This window comes from Streptomyces sp. NRRL B-24085 (assembly GCF_001282115.1).
Taxonomy (GTDB): domain Bacteria; phylum Actinomycetota; class Actinomycetes; order Streptomycetales; family Streptomycetaceae; genus Streptomyces.
In genome coordinates this window covers 1-26,030 of record NZ_LJBR01000242.1, presented here as the reverse complement: position 1 = coordinate 26,030, position 26,030 = coordinate 1, and the positions used below count along the sequence as shown (strand labels likewise).

Here is a 26,030-nt window from a genome sequence, read left to right as displayed (position 1 = left end):
ATGTTCGATCGCTTCCTGTGACTGGGGCCTTGAGGCCCGCCACAGGGTTAGCATACGTATGATGTTTGCTACAAGATTCGTACGATGTTTGCTTGAGAGCCTGGAGTTCTAGCTCAGGCGAGCGGGGTCCGGAACCAGCCCCGTGACGTGCAGCTCCTCCCACAGCGCCTCCGGAATCACCGCCCGATACCGCGCGACATTGCTAGGCACGTGCTCTGCGGTGCGCATGCCCGTCACCACCGAGGTGACCGCGGGATGGCGCAGCGGGTAGTGGATGGCGGCGGCGGGCAGCTCGACGCCGTGCCGCTCGCAGACGGCTGCGATGCGGGCGGCACGTTCGACGACGGACCGCGGCGCTGCCCCGTAGTCGTAGTACGCCGAGCCGTCCACGGCCGTAGTGCTCAGCAGACCGGAGTTGTAGACCGCCGCGGCGACGACGCCGACGCCGCGCTCGCGGGCGGCGGGCAGCAGGCCGTCCAGGGCCGACTGGTCGAGGAGGGTGAACCGCCCGGCGACCATGACCACATCGACGTCGGTCCGCCGCACGAACTCGGTCAGCATGGCCGCCTGGTTCATGCCGGCGCCGATTGCACCGACGACGCCCTGGTCCCGCAGCTCGGCCAGCGCGCCGATCCCGCTCGACGATGCAGGTCCCCAGTGGTCGTCCGGATCGTGCAGGTAGGCGATGTCGAGCCGGTCGGTCCCGAGTCGCGCGAGCGACTCCTCCACGGAACGAAGGATCCCGTCGCGGCTGAAGTCCCAGACCCGTTTCTTCGTGGCCGGCACGACGAACCCGTCGTCGTCGAGCCGGTGGGCCGTGTCCGGGCTGTCGACGAGCAGACGTCCGACCTTCGAGGAGATCACCACGTCTTGTCGAGCGGTCACACGCAGGGCGTCTCCCAAGCGCCGTTCGGACAGACCGAGGCCGTAATGCGGCGCTGTGTCGAGGTAGCGGATCCCCTCCTCAATCGCGGTTTTGACGGCGTGCCTCGACTCGTCGTCGGTCGTCTCGGTGAACAGATTGCCGAACTGGGCTGTACCCAGCCCCAGTTCCGTGAGCCGGTGCCCGGTGCGCAGGCTCCGGACGGGCAGCGTCTTTTCCATGAGCGCGTGGTCGCGGGGCGGTTGCTTGCTGGTCACGAGGTCAACTCCAGCCATGACAACATACGTATGATGTTTCATGCTAGCCTGCGGCACCCCTGTGGGCCGGCACGGTCTGCGCCATGGCGAGAGGAGTCGATCGGTATGTTGGCGGCAAGCTACGCGGGCGCCCGCAAGATGACCATCGAGGAGCGGGAACCGGTCGAGCCGGGCGCGGGAGAGGTACGCATCGCCGTCGCCTACGTCGGAATCTGCGGCACGGACCTTCACGTGTTCCACGGGGACATGGACGCTCGGGTCAGCCGGCAGGCGACGATCGGACACGAGATGTCGGGCACGATCGTCGCCCTCGGCCCGGGTGTGGAGGGCTGGTCGGTGGGGGATGCGGTGACCGTCATGCCGCTGGCCTGGGACGGCACCTGCCCGGCATGCCGCGCGGGGAACAAACACATCTGCCAGAACCTGGACTTCATAGGCATCGACAGCCCGGGAGCCCTTCAGGAGTACTGGAACGTGCCGGCGTCGACACTCGTGCGGCTGCCCTCGGACATCCCGTTGCGCGACGCCGCACTCGTGGAGCCCGTCGCGGTGGCCGTGCACGACGTACGACGATCCGAACTCGCCGCAGGCGACAAGGCGGTCGTCATCGGTGCGGGCCCGATCGGCGTGCTGATCGCGACCGTCGCAGAGGCGTTCGGTGCCGAGGTCGTCATCACCGAGACCGACCCGGCCCGGCGGGCCGCAGCCGAGGAGATGAGGCTGACGACGCTGGACCCTTCGGCGGTCGATCAGGTCGCCTGGGTGGAGGAGTGGACGGACGGCGCCGGAGCGGACGTCGTGTTCGAAGTCTCCGGCTCCGCCGCCGCCGTGCTCGCCGCCACCGGCATGGTGAAGGTCCGCGGCACGCTTGTCGTGGTGGCCATCCACGCGCAACCGCGGCCCATGGACCTGCACCGCGTGTTCTGGCGGGAACTGAGGTTGCTCGGCGCACGGGTCTACCAGCGCCATGACTTCGAGCGCGCCATCGAGCTCTTGACCGAGGGAACCATCCCCACCGAGAAACTCATCACGGGCATCGTGCCCCTGCGCAAGGTCGAATCGGCCTTTCGGCTCCTCGAGACCGGGCAGGCCATGAAGCTGCTCGTCGAGGTGAGCGCGTCATGAACCCCTTCGACCTGACCGGCCGCCTCGCTGTGGTGACGGGGGCCAAGCGGGGCATCGGATTCGCCGTCGCCGAGGCCCTGGCCGCCGCCGGTGCCGACATCGTCGGAGTCTCCGCCACCCTCGATCCTGGGGCATCGGCGATCGGCGATCGCGTGCGCCGGCTCGGCCGTGCGTTCTCGGGACACCGCGTCGACTTCGCGGACCGGCGCCAGGTGACCCGCTTCGCGGAAGAACTCGCCGCAGGTGAACGCCCGGTGGACATCCTGGTCAACAACGCCGGGACCATTCGCCGCGCTCCGGCCGCCGAGCATCCCCTCGAATGGTTCGACGAGGTACTCGAAGTCGATCTCACCAGCGCCTTCGTACTCAGCCAGGTTCTCGGGCGGAGGATGCTGGAGGCGCGGCACGGGCGCATCGTCTTCACCGCCTCCCTGCTCTCCTTCCAGGGCGGGATCAACGTGCCGGGCTATGCGGCCGCCAAGTCCGGCGTGTCGGGACTGATCCGGGCGCTCTCGAACGAATGGGCCGGACACGGTGTGACCGTCAACGGCATCGCCCCGGGCTACATCGCGACCGACAACACCCAGGCCCTTCAGGACGACCCCGACCGGTCCCGCGCAATCCTCGAACGGATCCCGGCAGGCCGGTGGGGAACGGCGGAAGACATCGCCGGTGCCGCTGTCTTCTTGGCGTCCGACGCCGCGCGCTACGTCTCCGGCGCGATCCTGCCGGTCGACGGAGGGTGGCTGGGCCGATGAGGCCCTGAGCCACGAGATGGCGGTTCCCCGGTCCCGGAGCGCCCACGGCCTTCGAACCGTGGAGGACATGGGCACTCCCCCGGCGCCGGCGTACCGCGAGGCCGACGGCCCAGGACCGCGCGTTCGCCGGCGCCTCGGATGGGCGCGAGCAGAGGCCACCGCAGGCCTACGTCGTCACGCGTGCCGAGAGTCCACCAGGGCCGTCGCTGCCGTGGCAGACCGCAGGCAAAGCAGGTGTCGACAGGGGTCGCCCGGCGAGTAACGGGCCCTGAGGGGGCGGCTCGTGCAGGGCGTCACAGGTCAGCCGCGCCCAGCCGCTTCGCACCTGGCCCGTCACCGACAGGAGCCACCAACGGCGACCGGCCACTCCCCTCTGCCCCGAGACCGGTCGGCACCATCGGCGTCGGCCGGTCAGGGCTGACTCCGTGTCCGCCTTGAGCAGGTCGATCCGTGGTGGGTGACGCGGAGTTGAGCTGCTCCCGATCACGCAGCTCCAGCAGCGTCAGCCAATGGCGACCACCGGGACCGCACCGGCCGTAGCAGCAGCTCACAGGAAGTCGTATCAGCTCGTGACAAACATAATACGTATGCTCTACAGTCCTCGGCGCGGAGTCGTCAACGAAGTCGACAGGACAAGGGACATCTCATGGTCGGAATCCACACCGGGGCGCCTTCACGCCGCAGGGCGTCGGCCGTCGCCGTGACGGGGATAGCAACGGCCCTCCTCGCGCTCGCCGGTTGCGGCAGCGGAGAAAGCGCGGCCAACGGGAAGTACGGCTTTCCCGAGGCCAAGCAGGAGGCGTCCTCGGCCATCACCGTCTGGGTGGACGCGGACCGACAGGCCGCCGCGAAGGCCTTCCAGGCGGCGAACCCTGACACGAAGATCAAGGTCGTCACCTACGACGGGTCGGCCAACGGCTCCAACTCCTTCCGGACGAAGATGCAGCTCTTCGACCGCGCAGGCAGTGGCTGGCCGGATGTCGTCTTCTCCAGCCAGAACAACGACGCGGCGTGGGCCAGCCAGAAGGGCGGCGGCAAGCAGGCGTTCGCGGCTGTGCTGGACAAGGGCCTGGTCCCGAAGGAGACGCTCGGCAATTTCACCAAGGGCTCTCTCGATCCCTGCACCGTGGACGGCCGCGTGTACTGCCTGCGCAACGACCTCGCCCAGACGGTGCTCTGGTACAACAAGCCCCTGCTGGAGAAGTTCGGCTACGCCCTGCCGACCACCTGGGAGGAGTACCAGGCGCTCGGGGAGAAGGTCGCAGAGGAGCACCCCGGCTACATCATCGGCACAGCCGGCGATGCCTGGACCCCCGAGGTCTACATGTGGGCGAGCAAGTGCCAGGCCAATGACGTGACCGGTCCCAAGTCCGTCACCGTGAACACCGGTTCGACCGAGTGCAAGCGCGCGGCCTCGATGCTGGACACCCTCCGCGACAAGGGGACCGTCCCGGTGGTCAGCGTGTTCACACCTGAGTTCTTGAAGAAGTACTCCGGCAAGGTGCTGATGACACCGGGACCGGCGTGGTACGCAGGCGCGATCTTCCACAACCCTGAATCGCTCAACGTTCCGGCCGGACAGCTCGGCGTCGCCGCGCCGTTGACGTGGAAGGGCGACAGCGAGGCTGTGACGGGGAACGTGGGTGGCGGAACCTGGTTCGTTTCCAGCCATTCGAAGAACCTGCAGGCCGCCCGGAAGTTCGTGCAGTTCGTCACCACCGCCGACCAGTACCAGGTCGATGCCGCGCCCGGTTACCCGGCGTACGCCCCTGCCGCCCAGAAGTGGATCGCCAAGCAGGAGGCGAGCAAGTACTACGCCACCTCTCTGGAGCCGGTGGTGACCGCCGCATCACGGGTCTGGGGTGGTTGGGGTTACCCCACGTTCAGCCAGGAGGCGATCTGGGCGAAGACGATCACCCCGGGTATCACGGGCGGCAAGTCGATCGTGGACCTGCTCCCGACGTGGCAGACGGCGATCAAGAACCAGGCCAAGGTCAACGGATACGTGGTGAAGTGAGATGACCCTCGCTCCATCGAGTGCCCCTGTGACCGCCGACCCCTCAGAGGGTCGGCGGTCACGCCGGAAAGGCGGCAGGCCGACCGGACGCCCCGTCACCCGCAGCCCGATCGGCTATGTCTTCGTCTCGCCCTACGCGTTGCTCACGATCGCCTTCGGCATCGTTCCCTCGCTCTACGCGGTGCTGCTGGCCTTCACCGACGCCGACGGCGGATTCGCGGGGTTCGACAACTTCACCAAGGTCATCGACGACTTCCGGTTCTGGCCGGCTGTGCTGCACGTGACCATCTATCTCGTCATCTGGCTCCTCGGGCTGGTCGTCTTCGTCGTCGGCCTCGCGTTGATGATCCATGCCATCGGCGTCCGGTGGGTGAGCACGACCCTCCGCTTCGTCTACTACCTTCCCGGCGCGCTCGCGGGCGCCTCCAGCGTGCTGTTGTGGCTCTTCGTCCTCGATCCGACCGCGAGCCCGGTCAGCGGCCTGCTCAGCGCGATGGGCTTCGACAGCTTCGTGCAGGTGATCCAACCCGGCCACCTGCCGGCCATCTTCGCCATCATCGCGTTCTGGACCGGGGCCGGCGGGTGGATCATCATCATGTACGGCGCCCTCAACAACATCAGCACCGAGGTGATCGAGGCCGCCCGCATCGACGGCGCCAACGCCGTCCAGATCGCCCTGCGCATCCAGCTTCCGATGCTGCGCAAGTGGGTCGCGTACATGGGCGTCATGTCGCTCGCGGCCGGCACCCAGCTCTTCGTCGAGCCACAGCTGCTCAGCCAGGCCAGCAACGCCGTGGTGCCCAACGACTACTCGCTCAACCAGCTCGCCTATCAGTACGCGTTCCAGCAGAACGACTTCAACGGCGCGGCCGCGATCTCGTTGATCCTGCTGGTCGTCGCACTTCTGCTGTCCTGGGTGTTCGTGACCCGTGGCGGCCTCTTCGAGAAGGAATGACCATGGCAGCACTCTCTACCGAACGGCGTCGGTCGAGCCTGAGCGGCTGGAGCGGGCGCTCCATCATCGGCGTCCTGCTCGTCGTCTTCATCCTGTTCTTCGCCGTCCCGATCGTCTGGCTGCTCCTCGCCGTCACGAAGTCCTCGAAGGCGCTCGTCGTCGACCACCCGTTCTCCCCCGGGTCCTGGTCGGCCTTCGCCGCGAACTGGCATCAGCTGTTCGACTTCCAGGACGGCGCGGTGACGACGTGGATCGGGAACTCCGCGCTGTACGCGATCGGCGCTCTGGTGATCACGCTCGTCGTCAGCATTCCCGCCGGCTACGCACTCGCCCTCACGGAGTTCAAGTTTCGGCAGGCGCTGCTCGTGCTGACCCTCGTCGTCATGCTGATCCCCAGCACCGCCTTGGTGTTGCCCATCTTCCTCGAACTGAACAGCGTCGGACTCATCGGCAGTCCGCTGTCGGTGATCCTGCCCATGTCGTTCTTCCCGTTCGGCGTCTACCTCACCTACATCTACTTCTCGACGAGCATCCCCCGGGACATCCTTGCCGCCGCCCGTATCGACGGCTGCACCGGCTTCCAGGTCTTCACCCGCGTCGCCCTTCCGCTGGCCGCCCCGATCGTCGCGCTGGTGGCGTTCTTCAGCTTCGTGCAGAACTGGAACAACTTCTTCCTGCCGTTCGTGATGCTCCCCTCCAGCGACGGCTACCCGATCCAGGTCGGGCTCACCTCGCTCCTGGCCGCCACCCCGGCCTTCAACCCCAGCTCCGCAGGATCCGACTCCGTCCAGCTGCCCACCTTGGCACTGGGGACGATCGTGTCGATCCTGCCCGTCCTGATCGTCTTCCTGTTCTCCCAGCGATTCCTGGTCGCGGGCATGACGGCCGGAGGAACCAAGGAATGACCACCAGCGCATGCAAGGAGAACCACGTCCGATGAAGATCACCGGGTACCGCAGTCTGAGCACCGTCCATGACTGGGGCAGAGTCACCGGGGACGTCAACGGTGTCCAGTCCGGCCATGTGACGCCGGTCCCCGTCCTCGTCATCGAGACCGACACCGGGATCGAGGGGGTCGGCCTCGGATCCCACGCTGACATCGCGCGTGTCTTTCCCGCGATCGAGGGCGATGACCCGCGGTCGGTCGTGGCGCTCTACGACCGGATGCTCGCCTGGGTGTTCAAGGCCGGTCACTCGGGATCCACGTTCGGCACCATCGGGGCTGTCGACATGGCTCTCTGGGACATCAAGGCCAAGGCCGCCGACGAGCCACTGTGGCGAACCCTCGGGGGCCGCTCACGCTTCGTTCCCGGGTACGCCTCCGGACTCGAGTACGGCCTGACCGACACCCAACTCGTGGAACTGTACGGGCAGTTCGCGGATCGCGGCTTCAAGGCCGGCAAACTCAAGGGCGGCCGCGACCTCGACCGCGATCTGCCCCGACTGGAGATCATGCGCGACGTTCTCAGCCGTAACGCGCGCCGACCGGCGCTCATGTTCGACGCCAACGAGTCGTGGAACCACGCCCAGGCCACCCGGTACGTCACCGCCATCGAGGAACGCATGGACCTCACCTGGGTGGAGGAACCGCTCCGCCGGTGGGACGCGGCCGGAATGGCCACGCTGCGTGGAAAGGTACGCGCGGCGATCGCAAGCGGCGAGAACCTGACCGGGCTGGAGCAGTACCGCCCCCTGCTGGACGCCAACGCGGTCGACATCGTCCAGATCGGCAACGTATGGGGCATCACCCACTTCCTCCGTGTGGCGACACTCGCCCACGCGCACGACCTGCCGGTGAGCCCCGTCGCGTACAACGCCAACCCGGTGGCGCACGCTGCCGCCGCCGTACCGAACCTCCTGACCTGTGAAGTCCAGGATCTCCGCTTTCCGGTCGGCCTTGACGTCGACCAGCAGTTCGAGGACGGAGGTATCGTCCTGGGCGACCGTCCAGGGATCGGGATCATGGTCGACGAGTCCCAGATGTCGCCGGCCGGCTCCACCGCGCCCCAGCCCGCGGCAACCGGACCGCACATCCGCCCCGAACGCGCGGCCCTGCGGCTGGTCGCCGAGCCCGACCGGATGGACGACCCGTCGCACCCCGGCGGGAGGAGCGCGTCATGACCCTTCGACCTGAGCGCAGGGCCCTGGTGGTGGGTGTGCGCCCCGAAAAACGCGAGGAGTACCTGGCGCTGCATCGCGCCGTGTGGCCGAGCGTCGAGCGCAAGCTCACCGAATGCAACGTCCGCAACTACAGCATCTTCATTTTCGGCGACATCCTTTTCGCCTATTACGAGTACGTGGGAGAGGACCACGAGGCGGACATGCGTCGGATCGCCGAGGACCCGGCCACGCAGGAATGGTGGACGCACACCGACCCGTGCCAGGTGAGAATCGCCGAGGAGCGTGTCCCCGGAGCGCTGTGGCAGCCCATCGACGAAGTCTGGCACCTCGCATGAGTGCCGGTGCCGACGCCCACGTACACCTGTGGGACCGCTCCGTGTCGTGCAGTCGAGCAACAGCCTCGCGGAGAGCGTCCGGCTCGCCCGGCTGGACTCACCGGTGGTCGCCGGTCTCGTCGCGTGGGTCGACGTCGCAGCGGAGGTGGGACCCCAGCTCGACCTGATCCGCAGGAACGTCGCCGTTCCCGTCGTCGGGGTGCGGCATCTGGCGCACCCCGACCCGGACCCGCAATGGATGAGGCGCGAGCGGACTCCGCTTCCTGCTGGATCACGCCCGGACCCGGGCAGGACAGGAGTGGGTGGGCCTCACGGATGCGGGACCTCGCACGGCGACCGAACGTCGTCGCGAAGGTCTCGGGACTCACCTCGGGCCTCGCCCCCGGGCCGTGGCGTCCGACCGACCTCGCCGACCCGGTGACCGCAGCCGTGGAATCCTTCGGCTCCCAGCGCCTTCTGTACGGCTCCGACCGGCCGTTGGCCGAGCTCGGCGGGGGTGCCGTGCCCTGGAAGTCCGCTGTGGAGACGCATCTCGACGGGCTCTCCGCGGCGGAACGGGCGCGGATGTTCGGCGGCAACGCCGCGGCCGTCTACTCGCTTTCCTGACCGCGCGCCCGGCCACGCGAGCGCGGCGCGTGGTCGGGCAGCCGACGGCGCTCCCACGAGATATGGATGTGATCATGCATCGCCTTCTGGGCCGCGGCGACGTCCTGCCGTGAAATGGCATCGACGATCGCAGCGTGTTCCTTCAGCGTCAGCTCGAACGCGTCGGGAGGATCGATCCCCTGGTAACGGCTGGACTCCACGGCGCGCTTGTACAGCTGCTTGGCGATGTTCTCCGCCAGCCGGTTGCCGGAGATCTCCATGAGCGCGTAATGGAACACCACATCCGCTTGCCGGAACGAGTCCGTCTCGGACGCGCTCTCACGCATCGTGGTCAGCGCGTTCTCCAGCCTCCTCAGCCCGTCCGCGCTGCGAGAGCCGGCGACGGCGCCCGCCATCGCCGACTCGAGGCTCGCCCGCACGACCGTCAGTTCGTCGAGGACGCCGAGCGTCTCGTCGTTGTCGATCAACGCGGACAGCACCACCGGGTCGAGCATGTTCCAGTAGCCCGGCGCCCGCACCTGGGTCCCGCGCCCCTGAGAAACGATCACCAGACCCTTCTCCTCCAGGCGCTTCACCGATTCCCGCAGAACCGTGCGGCTCACGCCGAAGTGCTCGCTCAGCGGACCCTCGGGGGGCAGCAACTCGCCTTCCTGCAACTGGCCCGTCACGATGAGGTCGACGAGCTCGGAAACGACGGCGACACCCAGGCGGTTGACGGGCAGCCGTCGGGGGAACAGGCGGGGTGAGGGCTGCGGCTCGGTTGGCATACGTGTGACCTTACCGCTCTTCGTTCGGCTCGGGCGTTGTCCCCTCACACCCTGCTGCTGCGCGGTTGGTCCGAAGTGGGTCTGGCCCTCGGGATGTTCGGCCGTATCGCGCGGCGAGCTCCCCCCTCATAGGCCATGCATAGGGAAAACCCTGGAAAGGCCGGCGTGCTCTTGTCGCTGCCGCCTTCAGGGCGCTTCACTGGCGCTGCTGCACCCCCCACAGGAGAACACCCGTCCCGTCAGTAGAAGGGTTTCTCTTGACCGCCCTACGCGCCTCCGCCGTCACCGCCGCGGCCTGTGCCGCCGTGCTAGCCACCGCGCTGCCGTCTTCGGCCATCAACTCATACAACGCGACACCCGCACCCGAGCGCACCGAGGTCGGCGCGCTCGTCGCGACCTGGGACAACGACGGCGACCCCACGACACCCGACCGGGTCGACTGGGTCTGCTCCGGCACCATGATCGACGCGGACACGTTCCTGACCGCCGCGCACTGCACCACCGACTGGCCCGACAACGTGAAGTTCTACGTGTCCCTGGACCAGGACGTGCAGGCCGGCCTCGACGCCGCCGCGAAGAAGTACCCCGGCGATCCGGCCGCGCAGGCAGGCGCCGTCGCCGTCGAGGGCACCGCGCACAGCCATCCCGACTACCCCGGGCCCGCGTCCGACGCGCACGACATCTCGGTGATCGAGCTGCCCGCGACCAAGGTCAAGGCCCGCTGGACCTTCACCCCGGCCACGCTGCCCACCGCCAACCAGCTCGGCGCGCTCGGCCCGCAGTCGCTGAACTCCACCGACTGGTTCGTCGCCGGATACGGCACCCAGGAGGCCCAGCGCGGCCCCGGCGGCCAGACCCACCCGGGCGGCGGTGTCCGCATGAAGGCGCCTGTCACCTTCAACGCCCTCAACGACGCGTGGGTCCGCCTGGGGATGACCGCACCCCAGGGCAACGGCGGCGCCTGCTACGGCGACTCCGGCGGCCCCAACTTCGCCGTGATCGGCGGCCGTAACGTGCTCGCGGCCACCACGATCACCGGCGACGGCCCGTGCTACGCGACGAACGTGTCGTACCGCCTGGACACCCCGGGTGCCCGCGCCTTCCTGGCACCGTTCGTGAAGCTGCCGTAACGCCCCCTCCGCCGGACAAAGAGCGCCGCCTCCTCAGCGCCTCACTGCGCTGCCGACCCGCCGCCGACGGCTCGGACGAGCCGTCGGCGGCGGGCTGATCTCAGACGGTGACGGTGCAGCTCGACGGGCTGGGCTGCGAGCTCCGACCGCATCGAGGCCCAGTCCACCGCCCTGCGCTACTTCACCCTGGACACCCTTGGCCCCACACCACCCGCAAAGTGCAAGGCGACATGAGCCGTTGCTGCATCATCTGGCGACACCAGCACGCCGCCCCGGAATGCCTGCGCGAGGTCGTGGTCCAGGCGTCGCCTGAAGCGGGCTGGTCCTGACGACTGTGTCAGCGGCCGCGTCGATCCCCACTTGGTTCGTCGCTCATCAGGGCAGGCGGGCGTGTTCGGCCCGGCTGGCAGCGATCCGCTCACGCGCGAGCGTACGGGCCCGCCTGGTGTCGCCGCCGGTGAGTCGAGCGAGGATCGCCGCGAGCGGCCTGATCTGGCCCCAGCCGCCCCAGTGGCCCTCGGGGATCTCGGTGGGGAAGACCCATATCCGGCTGGCGTCCCGCGGCCAGGCGCCGTTCTCCGCGTCGAGGATCGCCTCGGTGACCTCGGCGATGACGCTCGCGCGCTTCTGCTCGTCGAGCTGCCCCTCGGGGACGGAGGGGACGACCTTGTAGCGAGGTGCGTCCGCGGGTTCGCCGCCGACGTAGATGCCGGCCGGTCGGTGCAGCCAGAGCCAGGAGACGGAACGGCTCACCGGGTCGGCGGGGTCGAATCCCTCGTTGCGGACGAGGATCTCGGTGATGCGGTTCAGCAGCGCCGCCTCGGCGTCCGGCTGGAGCGCGCCGTCGGGAATGTACACGTCGAGCATGGGCATGGTGTATCGATCTCCCCCGTGGGTTTATTTCTTCAACTCAGACCGGAGTCTACGAGGGCTAAGTACAACTTGTAAACTCAGAGGGGTACACTCGACCGATGGAAACTCGGCGAATCGACCCGGTGAACTGCTCGGTGGCGCGCGCCCTCTCGGTGGTCGGGGAGCGCTGGTCGCTGCTGATCGTTCGTGAAGCGCTGGACGGCGCGCGCCGGTTCGGCGAGTTCCACTCCCGCCTCGGGATCGCCAGAAATCTCCTGGCAACCCGGCTGGAGACCTTGGTGACCGCGGGAGTGATGTGCCGCGTGCCCTATCAGGAGCCCGGGGACCGGCAGCGTTTCGCCTACGAGCTCACCGAGCAGGGCCGGGCGTTGCGGCCCACGCTCGTGGCGCTCCTGGAATGGGGCGACACCTACCTCGCCGACCCTCAAGGCCCGTCGGTCATCGTCCGGCACCGGCCCGTCGACGATGCGAGCTCCTGCGACGAGCCGGTCAAGGTCGTCCTCGAGTGCGCTGCGGGGCACAGCCACCTCGCCCCGGAAGACATCTGCCGCACGCCCGGACCTGGCGCGCGCTTCGTGGAAGGCTCCTGAGATCCCAGGATCGTTCTGAGGACCGGCATCTGGAGCGGTGGCAGTGGACCCGTGACCGGTTGAGCGGCTCTGGCCCAGCCGCTACGTCCGCGAGGCCCCTTACCGGCTGGTGTGTCCGGCCGCGTGAGGACCACCGGCCCAGCGTCCCGACCGCACCGGTCGGGACGCCCCGCAGCGGCAGCCGCTCTACGCTGGCGGAGGGCCGCTGGAGACCAGCCCCGGCGGACACCGCGACACCGCTGTCCGGACGGAGGTGTGACGCGTGACGATCGCTGACGATCAGGACGCCCCGACCGCCGTCGTCATGGTCGACCCGGACGGCCGGGTCAGCGGCTGGAGCGAGGGAGGGTGTCAGCTGCTCGGCTGGACGGCGGAGGACACCGTCGGACGGCCGGTGACCGAGCTGCTGGCCGGGCCCGTGCCGCCCGGATTCCCCGGGAGCCACGACGCGGACGCCCTCTCCGGACCCGTCGCCCTGCGTCACCGGGACGGCCACACGGTGGACTCCGTGATCACGGTGCAGCCGTTGCGCGGCCCTCAGGGGCGCCTGCTGGGCCGTGTGGTCACCGCCCAGCGGTGGGATCGCCGGCCGGTCATCGCGGACCGGGCCTTCGAGCAGTGCCCCTTCGCGCTGGGCGCCTACGACCCCGAGCTGCGATTCCTGTGGATCAACGCCTCCTCGGGTCGGGTGATCGCACACACCGAGGAGCAGGTGCTCGGCAAGCAGTACCGCGAGGTGCTGCCCGAGTTCGACCGCTCGCTGTTTCCCGAACGGGACGACAAGCCCTACACCGACAAGCTCGCCGAGGTGGCGAGGACGGGGCAACCCGCGCGCCTGATCACCGTCTTCCGTCCGCGCGGCAGCAACTACGCCAACGCCTGGGCCACCAGCATCTGGCCCGTCCGGGACACCGAGGGCAACGTGCGCGCGGTCGCCAACTGGGGATTCGACATGAGCGCCGAGTACTGGGCCCGGCAGCGTCTGCTCATCCTCAACGAGGCCAGCACCGGCATCGGGCGCACCCTCGACGTCATCGGCACCGCCCAGGAGCTGGCCACGACTTCCGTACCGGGGTTCACCGACCTGGTCACCGTGGATCTCTTCGACGAGGTGCTGCGCGGGGAGGAACCGCCCTCTCCCCCGGCGGTCAGCCACGACGAACCCCTCACGCTCAGCCGTGCCGCCCGGCACGGTGCCGCGGAGGACGCCGATCGACCGGCCGGGCCCGCGGTGCCGGTGACGCATGCGGTTCATTCGGTGCCCGCCACCTGCATGGCCACCGGCAGGTCAACCGTGGAGCTCTCCACCGATCCCGGCGTCGGCGGTGAATGGGCCTTCGGTCCCGGGCTCGCAGCGGACCCGGCCCACTGGCCGCCCGGCAACCCGGTGATCGACAAGGGCATCACGGCGGAAGGTCTGACCGGCCGCATCACCGTGCCGCTCCGGGCCCGCGGCGCGCTGCTGGGTGTCGTCACGTTCTCCCGGCTCGACCGGCCCGAGGCCTTCACCGCCGACGACCTGATCCTCGCCGAGCAACTCACCGCCAAGGCGGCCGTCGCCATCGACAACGCCCGCCGGTACGTCCACCAGAGCACCACCGCGCTGACCCTGCAACGCAGTCTGCTCCCCCAGCGGTTGCCCAGTCAGGAAGCGGTCGAGGTGGCCTCGCGCTACCTGCCCGCGGGGACCGACGCGGAGGTGGGCGGCGACTGGTTCGACGTCATCCCCCTGTCCGGCGCACGGGTCGCGCTGATCATGGGTGATGTCGTCGGCCACGGCCTGCACGCCTCGGCCAGCATGGGCCGGCTGCGCACGGCGGTGCGCACGCTCGCCGACGTCGACCTGCCGCCGGACGAGCTGCTGACCCATCTCGACGACCTGGTCCTCCACTTCGCCAGCGACCTCCAGCCCACCAGTCACTTCCAGACGACCGCCGAAACCGGGGCTACCTGCCTGTACACCGTCTACGACCCGGTCTCCCGCCGTCTGACGCTGGCGAGTGCCGGTCACCCGTTCCCGCTGGTCATCGCTCCGGACGGCACCACGATCCCGGTGTCCGCACAGCCGGGGCCGCCGCTGGGGATCGGTGGCCTGCCGTTCGAGGCGACCGAGTTGGAGCTGCCCGAGGGCAGCCTGCTGGCCCTCTACACCGACGGGCTGGTGGAGAACCGCGAGCGCGACGTCGACCAGGGGATCGCCGAACTGCTGGGCTTCCTGGACCACAGGGCTCCCTCACTGGAGGCCCTGTGTGACACGGTGATGGAGGCCATGCTGCCCGAACACCGCACGGACGACGCCGCGGTCCTGCTCGCGCGCACCTGTGCGCTGGATCCCCAGCACGTCGCCGACCGGGACGTCGAACCGGACGTCGCGGAGGTGTCGCGCGCCCGGCAGTTCGCCGTCGACCAGGTGGAGGCCTGGGGGCTGGAGGAGGCGACGTTCGTCACCGAACTGGTCGTCAGCGAACTCGTCACCAACGCCATCAGGTACGGCGAGCCCCCGATCAAGCTCCGGCTGATTCGCGACACCGCCCTGATCTGCGAGGTCTCGGACTCCAGCAATACCGCCCCGCACCTGCGCCGGGCGCGAGCCTTCGACGAGGGCGGCCGGGGGCTGTTGCTGGTCGCCCAGCTCACCCAGGGGTGGGGCACCCGGCACACTCCTCAGGGCAAGACCATCTGGTGCGCGCAGTCCCTCGCACCCACCTCCGGCGAGACATCGCCGCCCCCTACCGGGTGAACGATGAGCGTGGCGGCCCGGACCGACCCGTAGGGCTACCTCCTGCGAGGGCTTCGGCGGCGCGCTGCCGTCCGGCGCGGAAACGGCGCAGGTAGGACCATGCCATGGGGCCCGGGGGTATGCCGCGGGCGAAGGCGCGCATGTTGCGTTCGCCCGCGTTGTACCCGAGGGCGAGGAGTTCGTCGCGGGTGTACCGGCGCACATGGCGCTCCGGAAGCCGGTCGTCGAGGTCCTTCAGGTGCAGCGCCGCCGCGCGGATGGCGAAGGCGGGGTCGTCCCGCAGATCCTGCCAGCGCCCGGACAGGCCGTGCGTCCGTCGTACCTGCTCGAATGCCGCCCGGTGCATGTTGGCCACTCCGAAGGACGCCCCCGGCTTCCACCACTGCCACAGCCGCTCCAGCAGCGGATGGTGGGGCTTGTACGCCTCGTTGTAGAGGACGCCCATCACGAGTCGAGGAGAGACACCGGCCGCCTCGGCAGTGCGCACCACCGTGCCGGCGTAGTCGGCGGGATCGTAGTGACCGGGCCGCAGCGGCGGCACCCGGACGCTGTCACTGTCCATGCACCTGCACGTGCCCTCAAGATCCCGCCGCAATCCCGCCCGGCGGCGATGTGCCCGGGCGGTCACCATCGTCGGCGCTTGTGATTGCGAGGTTGCTATGCGCCCCCCACCGACAAGCAACCTGTTCCAAGCCCGAAGCCCTCCGCTCAGGCCGGCTCCTCGACCGCGTGGGAGTCGGTCAGGGTGAGTGCGCCCCCTGCCGCGATCAGGCCCACGACCACCGCGAGTACGCCGTAGATGATCCGCTCGCCGTGGAAGAAGGACCGCACGAGGTCGCTGTTCCAGACGCCCGCGGGCAGCCGGGTGGTGACCAGTGCCGCGATCAGGGTTCCGGTGACGGCCGTGCCGACACTCGTGCCGACCTCCTGGGCGGTGTCGTTGAGCGCCGCGCCGATCGAGGTGCGGTTCTCCGGCATCGCGTCGACCAGGGCGATCGCGCAGATCGTCATGACGGTGCGCAGACCGATGGTCATCACCACCATGGAGGCGGCGATGGCGGCGTACCCGTGGTCGACGCCCCAGGCGAGCCCGGCGAGTGCGCCGGACAGGCAGGCCGCGCCGACCAGACAGGCGACGCGGTGGCCGAACTTCTTGGCGAGCCCTTCCGACAGGGGGGTCGCGACGATCATCGTCACGATGAGCGGCAGGTTCGCCAGGCCGGCCCGCACCGGGCTCCATCCGTAGGCGTACTGGAAGTGGAGGATGAGCCCGAACATCACGCCGGCCATCGCGATGGACGTCCCGATCTGGGCGATGGCCGCGCCGCGGACGGTCCCGCCGGAGAAGATGGCGAGGTCCAGCATGGGTGCCGCGCTGCGGCGCTCGTGGCGCACGAACCCGATACCGGCGGCCACCGCGCCGACCATCGAGGCGAGCGTGACGGTGGAGAGCCAGCCGTGCTCGACGCCGCTGGTCAGCGCGTAACAAGCGAGGCCGATGGCGAGGACGCTGAGGACGGCCCCCGGCAGGTCGAGCCTGTCGTCCGTCAGGTCCTGAGGACGGTCGGCGGCGACCCCGAGCCGCACCCCGATGCCGGCGATCAGCGCGATCGGCGCGTTGATCAGCAGCAGCCACTGCCAGCTCACGTGGGCCAGCGCGGTGCCGCCGAGCAGCGGGCCGAGCACGAATCCGGACATGCCGACGACGATCATCAGGGTCATCGCGCGCATGCGCAGTGCCTGCTCGTCGAACAGTCTGAAGACGAGCGAGTTGGTGATGGGTGCCATGGCGGCAGCGGCCACGCCGAGCCCGGCGCGCAGCGCTATGAGCTGCCCGGAGGAGTCGACGGCGATGACGCACAGGCTCAGCAGGCCGAACACGGTGAGGCCGATGAGCAGCACGCGTCGGCGTCCGAGGCGGTCGGCCAGGGACCCCGCTGTGAGCAGGAGACCCCCGAACGTGAGCGAGTAGGCGCCGGTGACCCACTGCAGGGCGGTGGTGCCGCCGCCGAGGCCGCGGCCGATGGTCGGCAACGCGATCGACAGCAGGGTGTTGTCCACCATCTCGACAAAGAAGGCCAGGCAGAGTGCGGTCAGCGGGATCCAGGCCGCACGCAGGGACGAATAGGTACGGGACGCAGCGGGCTCGGCTGTGGTGGTCGCGGTCATGGCCGGCCTCCTCTCGTAACGTCGCCGGTCGTCGCAGGACGCACACGGCGCTGGAACAGGATTCAATAAAGGAACGTCGTTCCATGCTGGAACAGTGTTCGATCGTAGAACACCGTTCGATAGAAGAGCAAGCCTGTGATTGGATGGCTGCATGCCACGCCCGCGACCACGCACCTCCACCGACACCTCCCCCCGAGGCCGCCAACGCGCCTCGCACTCCATGGAGGCGGTCCTCAGCGCGGCCGTGGCCCTGCTCGACGAGGCGGGCCAGTCGGCCCTGACCTTCCGCGCCCTCGCCGCCCGGCTCGGCACCGGCGTCGGGACCATCTACTGGTACGTCGACAGCAAGGACGAACTGTTCGACCGCGCCGCCGACCACGTGGTCGGCGGCATCCTGACCGCCGTCGAGGAACAGCCGCAGAGCGACGACCCGATCGCCGACCTGCGGGAGATGGCGATCACCCTCTTCGACGCGATGATCGACCGGCCGTGGCTGTCGGCCTACTTCATGCGCAACACCGACGTCCAGGGCCACTCGCTACGGCTGTACGAGAAACTCGGCCAACAGACCCTGCGCCTCGACCTCACACCGCGGCAGCGGTTCCACGCCGTGTCGGCGATCCTCGGCGTCGTGGTCGGCACAGCCGCCGACCTGGGCGCGGAACCCCCGCAGGAAGTGCTGGACGGCACGGTGGGCCGCGTGGAGTTCCTCAACCGCTACGCCGACTCCTGGCGAAGGCTCGACGCCGCACAGTTCCCGTTCATGCACGAGATCGTCGACGAGTTCGCCGGGCACGACGACAGGGACCAGTTCCTCGCCGCACTGGAACTGACCCTCGCGGGCCTGCGCCTCCAGGCAGGAACCACACGCGACGCCTGACGATCAGCACCCGTCCCGGACGGCTAGGTCAACGCAACCCTGATGCTGCCGCCCCCCGGCTTCCGGGAAGCTCAGCTCGCCAGGCCGTGACGGAACGCGTAGACGACCGCCTGGACGCGGTCGCGCAGGCTCAACTTGGTGAGGATGCGCGAGACGAACGTCTTCACGGTCTCCTGGCTGATGACCAAGGCAGCGGCGATCTCACTGTTGGAGAGCCCGTCCGCGATCAGCCGCAGCACCTCCAGCTCGCGGGGCGTGAGCGGGATGTCCGCCCGGGCGCCGTCGAGGGGGCGGATGCGGGCCGCGTACCGGCCGACGAGCTGGCGGGTGACGTCGGGATCCAGCAGCGCCGCCCCCATGGCCACCGTGCGGATGCCGTGCAGCAGGCGGTCGGGCGGGGCGTCCTTGAGCAGGAAGCCGCTCGCTCCGGCGCGCAGCGCCTCGTAGACGTACTCGTCCAGGTTGAACGTGGTGATCACGAGGACCTTGACGGGGTGGGCGACCCCGGCGCCCGCCAGCAGGCGGGTGGCTTCGAGGCCGTCGAGGACCGGCATGCGGATGTCCATGACCACGACGTCCGGCGTGAGCTTGCGCGCGAGTTCGACGCCTGTCTGCCCGTCGCCGCACTCGCCCACCACCTCCATGTCGGGCTGCGCGTCGATGATGGTGACCAGGCCCGTCCGGATGAGCGCCTGGTCGTCGCAGACGAGGACCCGGGTCGGTGCGGCCCCGGACGGCGACGATGTGCTCACGAGCGGCTCCCGGCCGGAATCCGCGCCCGCACGACGAAGCCGCCGCCCGCACCGGCGCCCGCGCTGAAGTCACCGCCGAGGACGTCGACGCGCTCGCGCAGACCGGCCAGACCCCGCCCGCTGCCACCGACGGCGGCGGCCCGTGAGCCGGTACCGTCCGTGCTGACCTCCACGGTGATCTCCCTCTCGCCGTGCCGAACGGTGACCGAAGTCCGGCTGCCGTGAGCGTACTTGAGGGCGTTGGTCAGTGCTTCCTGCACCACCCGGTAGGCCACGAGGTCGGCGCTGCCGGTGGACACCGGCGGGGTGCCCTCCTCGGTGAACGCCACCGGCTGGCCCGCCCGGCGGGTCTGCTCCACGAGGGTGAGGAGGCGGCCGACGGCCGGAGACCTCCGCTCCCCCGGGCCGTCGCCGCCACTGCCGGTGCCGTGATCGGGATTGAGCAGGTCCAGAAGGTGCCGCAGATCGGTGATCGCTCGCCGCCCGGTGTCGGAGACGGCGCTCAAGGACTCCTCCAGCCTCTCCGGGGCGGCGGTCAGATAGCGGGCGGCCTCCGCCTGCACCACCATCGCCGTCACGTGATGGGTCACCACGTCGTGCAACTCCCGCGCGATCCGCGTGCGTTCGGCAGTCCGCGTCTCCACCGCGATCCGCCTGCGGCGCTCGGCCTCCGCCCGCCGGGTGGTACGCAGCCAGCCGCCGGTGCCCCACGCCAGACACAGCGCCAGATAGAACGTCACAAATCCCGTGACGTCCTCGCCGTGGCCGACCCGGGAGAGGGGCACCACCAGTGCCACGTACGCCGCGGTGAGGCCGAACACGCAGATCCGGCGGTGCCGTTCCAGGTGCGAGCCGGTACTCACCAGCATGACCGGCATCGCGGTGGCCGCGAAGGTGTGGTAGCCGCGGAGCTGATCGATCGCGAACCCGCAGGACACCAGAGCCAGGGAGAGGGCCGGCAACCGCCGCCGCACCGCGAGCGGCAGGGACTCCAGCAGGATCACCACGACGGCCAGTACGTCGTGTTGGCGATCGGGGACGCCCCCGAGAACCGTTCCGTTCTCGCGCAGTGCCGGGACGAACGAACCGGTCAGCAGGAGCAACCCGAACGGAAGGTCCCGCACGACGACGTCCAGCCGGTACCAGGCGCCCCTCAGTCTCTTCTGCACTGCGCCCAGCCGGCGTCGGATCCCGCCCAGTCGGCGGCGGACTGCCACCTGCCCTCCCGTGCGCGGGAACAGCCGGAGCCGGGCACCGGCCGACGGGTGCCCGGCTCCGTCCTCGCGACCCTCGCCTCCGTGCGTCCGGTGCTCCGGCGTCCCTGCGGATCGCTGCTCTGTCATCAGCGGGTGAGGGCGGCGAGGGTGTGCGCGCGCTCGGCGCGGCGCAGGGGGACGATGTTGCCGCGGCGGTGGGCCACGATCAGGAAGCAGACCGTCAACAGCGTGCCGAAGAGCACCGCGTACAGGCTCGCCTCGGGGCCGAACTCGCCGCCCGTGACCAGCTTGCTGCCGGACAGGCTCGCTTCCAGCAGACCGTGGTTGTCACCGTTGCCCGAGACCTGGGTGCTGAAGATGCCGGCCTCCATGTAGTTCCAGGCGAAGTGCACGCCCATCGGCAGCCACAGGTTGCGGGTGGCGGCGTACCCGGCGGCGAGCATCGCGCCGGCCTCGACGGAGATGGCCAGGGCACCGGCGAGGGTGGCGTCGTCGTTGAGGAGATGCATGCCGCCGAACACGAGCCCGGACAGTACCAGCGCGATGTACGTGCCCGCGCCCCGTTCCACGAGCCGGAACAGCAGACCGCGGAAGACGATCTCCTCGGCCGCGGCGGCGCCGGCCATGAAGCCGATCAGGCCGACGGCCCCGCTCACCGAGTCGATGCCGTGGACCTCGTAGTCGCCGAGGAAGTAGATGTTGCCGATGACGCACAGGAACATCAAGGTGCCGAAGAGCATGCCCCACGAGGCCGCGCTGCCCGCGCCGTTCCTCTGAAGCTCGGTGACCTCACGGTTCTCGGTGCGTCTCACGGCCCACCGGTAGACGAACACCATGGCGGCCACGGTGAGGGCGCCCGCCGCCAGTGACAGCCACGGATTGTCCTTCACCCCGCTGATGACGCCGCCACTGATCGCGTAGACCGCGAACACGACGACTATCTGCAGGACGATCTTCATGACCTTCACGACGTGAGCTCCCTCTGCCAGTCCCGTCCGGTTCCGTCCCCGGCCCGCGGTGCGGCGCTCCGCGGTGCACCGAACGCTACGGAGCCGACGCTCGGGAATCGTCACCGTGCAGTGGACACTCCTGCGTAGCTCGCGAGAGGGACAACGTGTCGTCGGCAGCTCCTCAGGGCTCGACGTTGAGCCGTCCCGACCGGAAGGGCTCGACGTGCTGGGGCAGGTCGCCGTAGCCCGCGGCCGAAAGGGCCCGGGAGATCTCCGGGTGGGCCGCGACGCGGTCCACGAGCGGGGGGTCGATCTCCAGGCGGACGGTGTCCCCGAGGTCGCGGACCCTGAGATCCGTCACGGTCAGTCCGGCGTCGGCGAGCAGGGCGCGCACGGCGGTCTCCGCTCGGTCGACGCGGGCCAGGCGGTACGGGGTGACCTCGATGCCGTAGCGGATCCGGCTGGCCAGACAGGGAGTTGCCGGCTTGTCCCAGGTCGACAGGGACCAGGCCCTGCTGAGACGGCGTACGGCCGCCTTGTCCAGGCCGGTGTCGAGGAGCGGGGTGTGGATGCCGCGTTCCCGGCCTGCCCGGATGCCCGGGCGGTGCGGGTCGCGGGCGTCGTCGGCGTTGGTCCCGGTGGCGACCTGGTCGTATCCGTGCTCGCCGGCGAGGGCGGTGATGGTGTCCAGGACCTCCGACTTGCAGAAGTAGCAACGGTCGCGTCCGTTGGCCCGGTAGCCGGGGCGCGCGAGTTCCTCGGTGCGGGGGGTCAGGTGGACCACTCCCAGCTGTTCGGCCAGCCGGCGGGCGCGTGGGAGTTCCTCGGCGGCCAGGCTCTCCGAGACGGCGGTGACGGCCACGACCCGCTTCGCTCCCAGGGCCCGTACCGCGGCGGCGAGGACGAGAGCCGAGTCCGCGCCGCCCGAGTAGGCCACGGCGACCGGTCCGATGGCTCCCATCCGGTCCAGCAGGCGCTGTTCCTGTGTCGCCTCAGTCATCCGTCCCCGCCTCCTGTGACCGGTGGTCGCCGGCCTCGCCGCTCAGTCGCCGTCGCAGCGCACGGGCGGCCACCGCGCGCAGGGGCAGGCCCAGTTGGGTCGCGGCCGCCACCAGGTCCTCGTGTTCGGGCTTGGCCCGGTGAGGGCCGATCTTGATCCGCACCGGATGGCCGTCGACGTCGACGGTCTCGAAGCGGCGCGGCAGCGTGGTGCGGGTGGCGGTGAGGCGGCGGATCCCGAGGGTGCCGGTCTCGGCCAGGACGAGGTCCCGCAGCGGCCTCTCGTGCTGGGGGGTGGTGAGCACGTGCAGGACCTGGCCGGGCCGGCCCTTCTTCATCACGGCGGGGGTGGCCCAGGCGTCGAGCGCCCCGGACTCCATGGCGCGGGCGATGGTGTGGCCGAGGACCTCGCCGGTGACGTCGTCGAGGTTGGTCTCCAGCACGACGACGTCCTCCTGCCCGGTGCGGACCGGTTCCCCGAGGGTCACGGCGCTCACGTTCGGCCGGTCGGGCAGCCTGCGGCTCCCGGCGCCGTATCCCGTGGGGCCGAGGGTCATCGGCGGCGGTGGGCCGTACCGGGCCCCGCAGGCGCGCAGCAGTGCGGCGCCGGTGGGGGTCACCGTCTCCCCCGGCAGATCGGTGCCGGTGACCTGCGCGCCGGTCAGCAGCGCGAGGGTCGCCGGGGCCGGGCAGGGCAGCAGGCCGTGGGCCGCGTCGATGCGTCCCCTGCCGAGGGGCAGCGGCGAACTGACGACTTCGGTGACGCCGAGGGCGTGCAGGGCGGCGGCGGTGCCGACGATGTCCACCAGGGTGTCGTGGCCGCCCAGTTCGTGCAGGTGGACGGCGGCCGGTTCGGCGTCGTGCAGCCTGCCCTCCACCTCCGCGACGGCTGTCACCGCGGCGACCGCGAGGGCCGCGACGGGCTCGGGAGCGGCGCGGGAGGCGAGTTCGACGACCTCGGCCGCGTGCCGCTGTGTGTGGGGGTCCGTGACGTGCACGTGGACGCGGGTGGCGGACAGGCCGTGGTCGGTGACGCGTTCGGCGGTGAGTTCCCAGCCGGTGAGGCCGGTGGCAGCGATCGCGGACCGGATACGGTCGAGGGGTGCTCCGGCGTCGATGAGCGCGGCCAGCAGCATGTCGCCGGCCAGGCCGGTGAAGGGGTTGATCCAGCAGATCACCGGGGGCCTCCGTGGTCCTGGGTCCCGTGGTGGTCCTGGGCGGTGCGGTGGCCCTGGGCGATGCGGTGGACCGCCATCGCCGCCGAGAAGCCGGAGTCGATGTTGACCACGCTCACCCCGGCGGCGCAGGACGCGTGCATGGCGAGCAGCGCGGTGACGCCCTCCAGGGAGGCGCCGTAACCGGTGGAGACGGGGACGGCGACGACCGGAGCGCGCACCAGGCCGCCGACGACACTGGCGAGGGCGCCTTCCATGCCGGCCACGACGATCACCGCGTCCGCGGCCCGCAGTCGGTCCCGGACCTGCAGGACGCGGTCGAGCCCCGCCACGCCGACGTCGTGGACGGCGCTGGTGTCCAGGCCGACGGCCGTGGCCACGGCGACGGCCTCGGCGGCGACCGGCCGGTCGGACGTACCCGCCGCGGCGACGAGGACGGAGAACTTTCCGGTGGCGGCGGGACGCCACAGCAGCAGCCGGGCCTCGGCGTCGTACGTCCCGCCGCCCACGGACGCCCGGACGGTCTCGGCGGTCTCCGGGTCGACGCGCGTGACGAGCACCGGGCCGCTGTTGTGCGCCAGGAGGCCGGTGACGATGCCCGTGATCTGCTCGGGAGTCTTGCCGGGCCCGTACACGACCTCGGGCAGTCCCTGGCGGGCCTCGCGGTCCAGGTCGACGCGGGCGAAGCCCAGGTTCAGCACCTCGCTCATGACAGGCCCCCGTCGACGTACGGGATGGTCTGCGGGCCTTCGGGCAGAACGCACACGCGAGCCCCGGGGCCTGCGGCCGCGAGGGCTTCGGCGACGGTGGCCGAGATGTCCCGCGTCTGCTCCAGATGAGCGGTGGCCAGTTCGGCGTCGCTGAGGAAGCCGGTGTGCATGACGACCCGGCTGCCGGACTGGATGCGTGCCTGGATCTGCACCTGCCACTGGTCGGGGACGGTCTCGGTGCGGGCGTTGATGTCGTCGAGGAGTGCCCGCGGCGAGGCGGCGGAGGCCAGGACCTCGCGGTACGAGCCGTGATCGGGAAAGCCGTCCCGGCACTCGGCGGCGCAGACGATCGTCCCGCCGGGGCGGACCACCTGGTAGGCGGCGGACATGCCCTTGACGGCCTGGTAGAGGTTCTGGTCCAGGGGAAAACCGGAGTTGGTGGTGACGACGACATCGAACGGCGCCGGAACGGGCCGCATCGCCATGCGCTTGGCCGTGGCGGTGGCGGCCGCGTGCATCGCCAGCAGATCACCGCCGAAGGCGGCCACGATGTCCTTGTCCCGGTTGAGCACCACGTCCAGCGCGAAGGTCACACCGGTGGCCTCGGCGATGGCGCGTACGTCGTCGTGGACCGGGTTGCCGTGGATGACGCCCCAGGTGGCGCGCGGGTCGCCGATCCGGGCCGCGTCGTGCAGCACGAGCACGGTCTCCAGTGCGGCGAGGCCCGGGGCGACGAGTTTGGGGCCGCCTGAGAAGCCCGCGAAGAAGTGCGGCTCGACGAAACCGGTGGTGATGCGGACGTCGGCCGCCACCCACTCGCGGTTCAGCCAAACCGGGACGCCCTTGCCGTGGGTGCCCAGCCATGTCAGCTGCGCGGTGTCCCGGGCGTCGTGGTTGACGATCCGCACGGTGTCCACGACCTCGTCGCCGAACATCGCGCGCAACTCGGCCTCGCTGTTGCCCCGGTGGGTGCCGGTGGCGACGAGGACGACGACGTCCTCCAGGCGGACGATGCCGTCGAGTTCGTCGAGGACGGCCGGGATCATCAGGTGGCGCGGCTGGGGGCGGGTGCCGTCACAGGCCGAGATCGCCACCGTCTGTCCCGGCCGGACCCGGTCGCGCAGCGGCGGTCCGGCGACCGGTGCGCGCAGGGCCGTACGAAGGACCGCCGTCTGGTCCGCGGCGGCCTCGTGGTGGACGGGTTCGACGACGGTCGTCGCTTTGGGGGGCACGTCGATGTCGAGCCCCGACTGCCCGTAGGCCAGACGTACTTTCACGGGGTTTCCTCACGCAGTCTTTCCGTCGGGATCCGGTAGGCGCGGGCCGCCGTGCCGCCGAACACCTCGGCGCGTTCCGTGGCGGTGAGCGCGGACGTCAGTTCCTCGGTGGCGCGCACGACTTGCCGGTAGGAGGCGGCCAGCAGGCACACCGGCCAGTCGGAACCGAACATGACCCGGGACGGGCCGAAGGCGTCGAGCACGACATCGGCGTAGGGGCGCAGGTCGTCCGGGGTCCAGGTCTGCCGGTCGGCCTCGGTGACCAGCCCGGACAGTTTGCAGAAGACGTTGGGCTCGGCGGCCAGTTCCCGGACCCGTGCCGCCCAGGGCTGCTGTTGCCCTGAGGCGATGGGCGGTTTGGAGGCGTGGTCCAGGACGAAGGTCAGCTGGGGCAGCGCCCGCACGGTGGCGAGGGCCGCGGGCAGCTGGTGGGGCACGGTGAGCAGGTCGTAGACCAGGTTCGCGTCCGCCACCGCCGTGAGGCCCCGCTGGACGTCCGGTCGGTTCAGCCAGGCGGGGTCGGGTTCGGCCTGCACCAGATGCCGTACGCCGACCAGGAGTTCGCCGCCGGGGCCCGCCCGCAGGGCGGCCAGCGCCCCGGCCACGTCCTCAGCGGTGAGGTCCGCCCAGCCGACGACGCCCGCGACCAGGTCGGACGACGCGGCCAGGGACAGGAAGTCGGCGCTCTCCGCCGCGTCGGGCAGTACCTGGACCAGAATCGTGCGGTCGATGTCGGCGGCCGCC

25 protein-coding genes are annotated in these 26,030 nt (G+C 70.1%); 12 read left to right on the top strand and 13 right to left on the bottom strand.

Annotated elements, in window-relative coordinates; all coding sequences use genetic code 11:
* Nucleotides 1-108: 108 nt before the first annotated feature.
* Nucleotides 109-1,104, bottom strand: coding sequence for an aldo/keto reductase (locus AOJ26_RS25135; protein WP_053850626.1), 996 nt, complete (start codon nt 1,102-1,104; stop codon nt 109-111).
* A gap of 141 nt (nt 1,105-1,245) precedes the next feature.
* Between AOJ26_RS25135 and AOJ26_RS25130 the strand changes: the two genes are divergently transcribed.
* From AOJ26_RS25130 to AOJ26_RS43940, 8 genes are all read left to right on the top strand, one after another.
* A complete protein-coding gene (locus tag AOJ26_RS25130; RefSeq protein WP_053850616.1) occupies nt 1,246-2,265 on the top strand; it encodes a (R,R)-butanediol dehydrogenase in 1,020 nt (339 codons plus the stop codon).
* The gene (locus tag AOJ26_RS25125; RefSeq protein ID WP_053850615.1) at nt 2,262-3,023 is read left to right on the top strand and encodes an SDR family oxidoreductase; all 762 of its coding nucleotides are present in this window, start codon (nt 2,262-2,264) and stop codon (nt 3,021-3,023) included. Before AOJ26_RS25130 ends, AOJ26_RS25125 begins: the two co-directional genes overlap by 4 nt.
* Before the next feature lie 646 nt (nt 3,024-3,669).
* Entirely contained in the window at nt 3,670-5,040 is a 1,371-nt protein-coding gene (locus AOJ26_RS25120) for an ABC transporter substrate-binding protein (RefSeq protein ID WP_053850614.1), read from the top strand.
* Between the two features lies 1 nt (nt 5,041).
* Complete coding sequence (locus AOJ26_RS25115; protein ID WP_053850613.1) at nt 5,042-5,995, top strand: carbohydrate ABC transporter permease; 954 nt, start codon at nt 5,042-5,044, stop codon at nt 5,993-5,995.
* Between the two features lie 2 nt (nt 5,996-5,997).
* A complete protein-coding gene (locus AOJ26_RS25110; RefSeq protein WP_199828871.1) occupies nt 5,998-6,900 on the top strand; it encodes a carbohydrate ABC transporter permease in 903 nt (300 codons plus the stop codon).
* A gap of 31 nt (nt 6,901-6,931) precedes the next feature.
* Entirely contained in the window at nt 6,932-8,116 is a 1,185-nt protein-coding gene (locus AOJ26_RS25105; RefSeq protein ID WP_053850611.1) for a mandelate racemase/muconate lactonizing enzyme family protein, read from the top strand.
* The gene (locus tag AOJ26_RS25100; RefSeq protein ID WP_053850610.1) at nt 8,113-8,451 is read left to right on the top strand and encodes an L-rhamnose mutarotase; all 339 of its coding nucleotides are present in this window, start codon (nt 8,113-8,115) and stop codon (nt 8,449-8,451) included. Before AOJ26_RS25105 ends, AOJ26_RS25100 begins: the two co-directional genes overlap by 4 nt.
* A gap of 315 nt (nt 8,452-8,766) precedes the next feature.
* On the top strand, nt 8,767-9,057 hold the full coding sequence (locus tag AOJ26_RS43940; protein WP_053850609.1) for an amidohydrolase family protein: 291 nt from the start codon (nt 8,767-8,769) through the stop codon (nt 9,055-9,057).
* On the opposite strand, the gene AOJ26_RS25090 is transcribed toward AOJ26_RS43940, so the two are convergent.
* Complete coding sequence (locus AOJ26_RS25090; protein ID WP_053850608.1) at nt 9,042-9,824, bottom strand: FadR/GntR family transcriptional regulator; 783 nt, start codon at nt 9,822-9,824, stop codon at nt 9,042-9,044. The genes AOJ26_RS43940 and AOJ26_RS25090 overlap by 16 nt on opposite strands.
* A gap of 257 nt (nt 9,825-10,081) precedes the next feature.
* On the opposite strand from AOJ26_RS25090, the gene AOJ26_RS25085 reads away from it, so the two are divergent.
* Nucleotides 10,082-10,954: a trypsin-like serine protease gene (locus tag AOJ26_RS25085; RefSeq protein ID WP_053850607.1), complete on the top strand. Its 873-nt coding sequence runs from the start codon at nt 10,082-10,084 to the stop codon at nt 10,952-10,954.
* Nucleotides 10,955-11,329: 375 nt separating this feature from the next.
* Here the strand turns inward: AOJ26_RS25085 and AOJ26_RS25080 are convergent, their stop codons facing one another.
* A complete protein-coding gene (locus tag AOJ26_RS25080; protein ID WP_078960022.1) occupies nt 11,330-11,821 on the bottom strand; it encodes a tautomerase family protein in 492 nt (163 codons plus the stop codon).
* A gap of 104 nt (nt 11,822-11,925) precedes the next feature.
* Between AOJ26_RS25080 and AOJ26_RS25075 the strand changes: the two genes are divergently transcribed.
* Entirely contained in the window at nt 11,926-12,417 is a 492-nt protein-coding gene (locus AOJ26_RS25075) for a winged helix-turn-helix transcriptional regulator (protein WP_053850605.1), read from the top strand.
* A gap of 262 nt (nt 12,418-12,679) precedes the next feature.
* Nucleotides 12,680-15,157, top strand: a complete 2,478-nt coding sequence (locus AOJ26_RS25070; RefSeq protein ID WP_078960021.1) for a SpoIIE family protein phosphatase — start codon at nt 12,680-12,682, stop codon at nt 15,155-15,157.
* Here AOJ26_RS25070 and AOJ26_RS25065 read toward each other — a convergent pair.
* Together AOJ26_RS25065 and AOJ26_RS25060 are read right to left on the bottom strand one after the other, a co-directional pair.
* Nucleotides 15,147-15,719 (bottom strand): hypothetical protein, encoded by a 573-nt coding sequence (locus AOJ26_RS25065; protein ID WP_053850604.1) that lies wholly within the window; start codon nt 15,717-15,719, stop codon nt 15,147-15,149. The two genes, AOJ26_RS25070 and AOJ26_RS25065, sit on opposite strands and share 11 nt — an antisense overlap.
* Nucleotides 15,720-15,865: 146 nt before the next feature.
* Nucleotides 15,866-17,326 carry an MFS transporter gene (locus AOJ26_RS25060; RefSeq protein ID WP_053850603.1) on the bottom strand — a complete coding sequence of 487 codons (1,461 nt, stop codon included), beginning with the start codon at nt 17,324-17,326 and terminating at the stop codon, nt 15,866-15,868.
* A gap of 220 nt (nt 17,327-17,546) precedes the next feature.
* On the opposite strand from AOJ26_RS25060, the gene AOJ26_RS25055 reads away from it, so the two are divergent.
* Nucleotides 17,547-18,206, top strand: a complete 660-nt coding sequence (locus AOJ26_RS25055) for a TetR/AcrR family transcriptional regulator (RefSeq protein ID WP_053850602.1) — start codon at nt 17,547-17,549, stop codon at nt 18,204-18,206.
* A 71-nt stretch (nt 18,207-18,277) separates the two neighbouring features.
* Here the strand turns inward: AOJ26_RS25055 and AOJ26_RS25050 are convergent, their stop codons facing one another.
* The 8 genes from AOJ26_RS25050 to AOJ26_RS25015 form a co-directional block, all read right to left on the bottom strand.
* Nucleotides 18,278-18,958, bottom strand: coding sequence for a response regulator (locus AOJ26_RS25050; RefSeq protein ID WP_053850601.1), 681 nt, complete (start codon nt 18,956-18,958; stop codon nt 18,278-18,280).
* Nucleotides 18,955-20,127, bottom strand: a complete 1,173-nt coding sequence (locus AOJ26_RS25045) for a sensor histidine kinase (protein ID WP_053850600.1) — start codon at nt 20,125-20,127, stop codon at nt 18,955-18,957. The genes AOJ26_RS25050 and AOJ26_RS25045 overlap by 4 nt, the downstream gene beginning before the upstream one ends.
* A 173-nt stretch (nt 20,128-20,300) precedes the next feature.
* Entirely contained in the window at nt 20,301-21,134 is an 834-nt protein-coding gene (locus AOJ26_RS25040) for a CPBP family intramembrane glutamic endopeptidase (RefSeq protein WP_053850624.1), read from the bottom strand.
* A gap of 172 nt (nt 21,135-21,306) precedes the next feature.
* Nucleotides 21,307-22,125, bottom strand: a complete 819-nt coding sequence (larE, locus tag AOJ26_RS25035) for an ATP-dependent sacrificial sulfur transferase LarE (protein ID WP_078960019.1) — start codon at nt 22,123-22,125, stop codon at nt 21,307-21,309.
* Nucleotides 22,118-23,302 carry a nickel pincer cofactor biosynthesis protein LarC gene (larC, locus tag AOJ26_RS25030; protein ID WP_053850599.1) on the bottom strand — a complete coding sequence of 395 codons (1,185 nt, stop codon included), beginning with the start codon at nt 23,300-23,302 and terminating at the stop codon, nt 22,118-22,120. Before larC ends, larE begins: the two co-directional genes overlap by 8 nt.
* On the bottom strand, nt 23,299-24,009 hold the full coding sequence (larB, locus tag AOJ26_RS25025; RefSeq protein WP_053850598.1) for a nickel pincer cofactor biosynthesis protein LarB: 711 nt from the start codon (nt 24,007-24,009) through the stop codon (nt 23,299-23,301). The genes larC and larB overlap by 4 nt, the downstream gene beginning before the upstream one ends.
* The gene (gene larA, locus AOJ26_RS25020; RefSeq protein WP_053850597.1) at nt 24,006-25,286 is read right to left on the bottom strand and encodes a nickel-dependent lactate racemase; all 1,281 of its coding nucleotides are present in this window, start codon (nt 25,284-25,286) and stop codon (nt 24,006-24,008) included. The genes larB and larA overlap by 4 nt, the downstream gene beginning before the upstream one ends.
* The coding region (locus tag AOJ26_RS25015; RefSeq protein WP_053850596.1) for an amidohydrolase family protein at nt 25,283-26,030 on the bottom strand (748 nt) is incomplete at its 5' end. The genes larA and AOJ26_RS25015, both read right to left, overlap by 4 nt.

Bases quoted from the DNA above. Each gene is read 5' to 3' on its own strand.
- AOJ26_RS25130 (WP_053850616.1), top strand. From the start codon at position 1,246: ATGTTGGCGGCAAGCTACGCGGGCGCCCGCAAGATGACCATCGAGGAG.
- AOJ26_RS25075 (WP_053850605.1), top strand. From the start codon at position 11,926: ATGGAAACTCGGCGAATCGACCCGGTGAACTGCTCGGTGGCGCGCGCC.
- larB (WP_053850598.1), bottom strand. From the start codon at position 24,009: ATGAGCGAGGTGCTGAACCTGGGCTTCGCCCGCGTCGACCTGGACCGC.
- AOJ26_RS25120 (WP_053850614.1), top strand. From the start codon at position 3,670: ATGGTCGGAATCCACACCGGGGCGCCTTCACGCCGCAGGGCGTCGGCC.
- AOJ26_RS25060 (WP_053850603.1), bottom strand. From the start codon at position 17,326: ATGACCGCGACCACCACAGCCGAGCCCGCTGCGTCCCGTACCTATTCG.
- AOJ26_RS25090 (WP_053850608.1), bottom strand. From the start codon at position 9,824: ATGCCAACCGAGCCGCAGCCCTCACCCCGCCTGTTCCCCCGACGGCTG.
- AOJ26_RS25115 (WP_053850613.1), top strand. From the start codon at position 5,042: ATGACCCTCGCTCCATCGAGTGCCCCTGTGACCGCCGACCCCTCAGAG.
- AOJ26_RS43940 (WP_053850609.1), top strand. From the start codon at position 8,767: ATGCGGGACCTCGCACGGCGACCGAACGTCGTCGCGAAGGTCTCGGGA.
- larE (WP_078960019.1), bottom strand. From the start codon at position 22,125: ATGACTGAGGCGACACAGGAACAGCGCCTGCTGGACCGGATGGGAGCC.
- AOJ26_RS25105 (WP_053850611.1), top strand. From the start codon at position 6,932: ATGAAGATCACCGGGTACCGCAGTCTGAGCACCGTCCATGACTGGGGC.
- AOJ26_RS25040 (WP_053850624.1), bottom strand. From the start codon at position 21,134: ATGAAGATCGTCCTGCAGATAGTCGTCGTGTTCGCGGTCTACGCGATC.
- AOJ26_RS25065 (WP_053850604.1), bottom strand. From the start codon at position 15,719: ATGGACAGTGACAGCGTCCGGGTGCCGCCGCTGCGGCCCGGTCACTAC.
- AOJ26_RS25110 (WP_199828871.1), top strand. From the start codon at position 5,998: ATGGCAGCACTCTCTACCGAACGGCGTCGGTCGAGCCTGAGCGGCTGG.
- AOJ26_RS25100 (WP_053850610.1), top strand. From the start codon at position 8,113: ATGACCCTTCGACCTGAGCGCAGGGCCCTGGTGGTGGGTGTGCGCCCC.
- AOJ26_RS25135 (WP_053850626.1), bottom strand. From the start codon at position 1,104: ATGGAAAAGACGCTGCCCGTCCGGAGCCTGCGCACCGGGCACCGGCTC.
- AOJ26_RS25125 (WP_053850615.1), top strand. From the start codon at position 2,262: ATGAACCCCTTCGACCTGACCGGCCGCCTCGCTGTGGTGACGGGGGCC.
- AOJ26_RS25080 (WP_078960022.1), bottom strand. From the start codon at position 11,821: ATGCTCGACGTGTACATTCCCGACGGCGCGCTCCAGCCGGACGCCGAG.
- AOJ26_RS25055 (WP_053850602.1), top strand. From the start codon at position 17,547: ATGGAGGCGGTCCTCAGCGCGGCCGTGGCCCTGCTCGACGAGGCGGGC.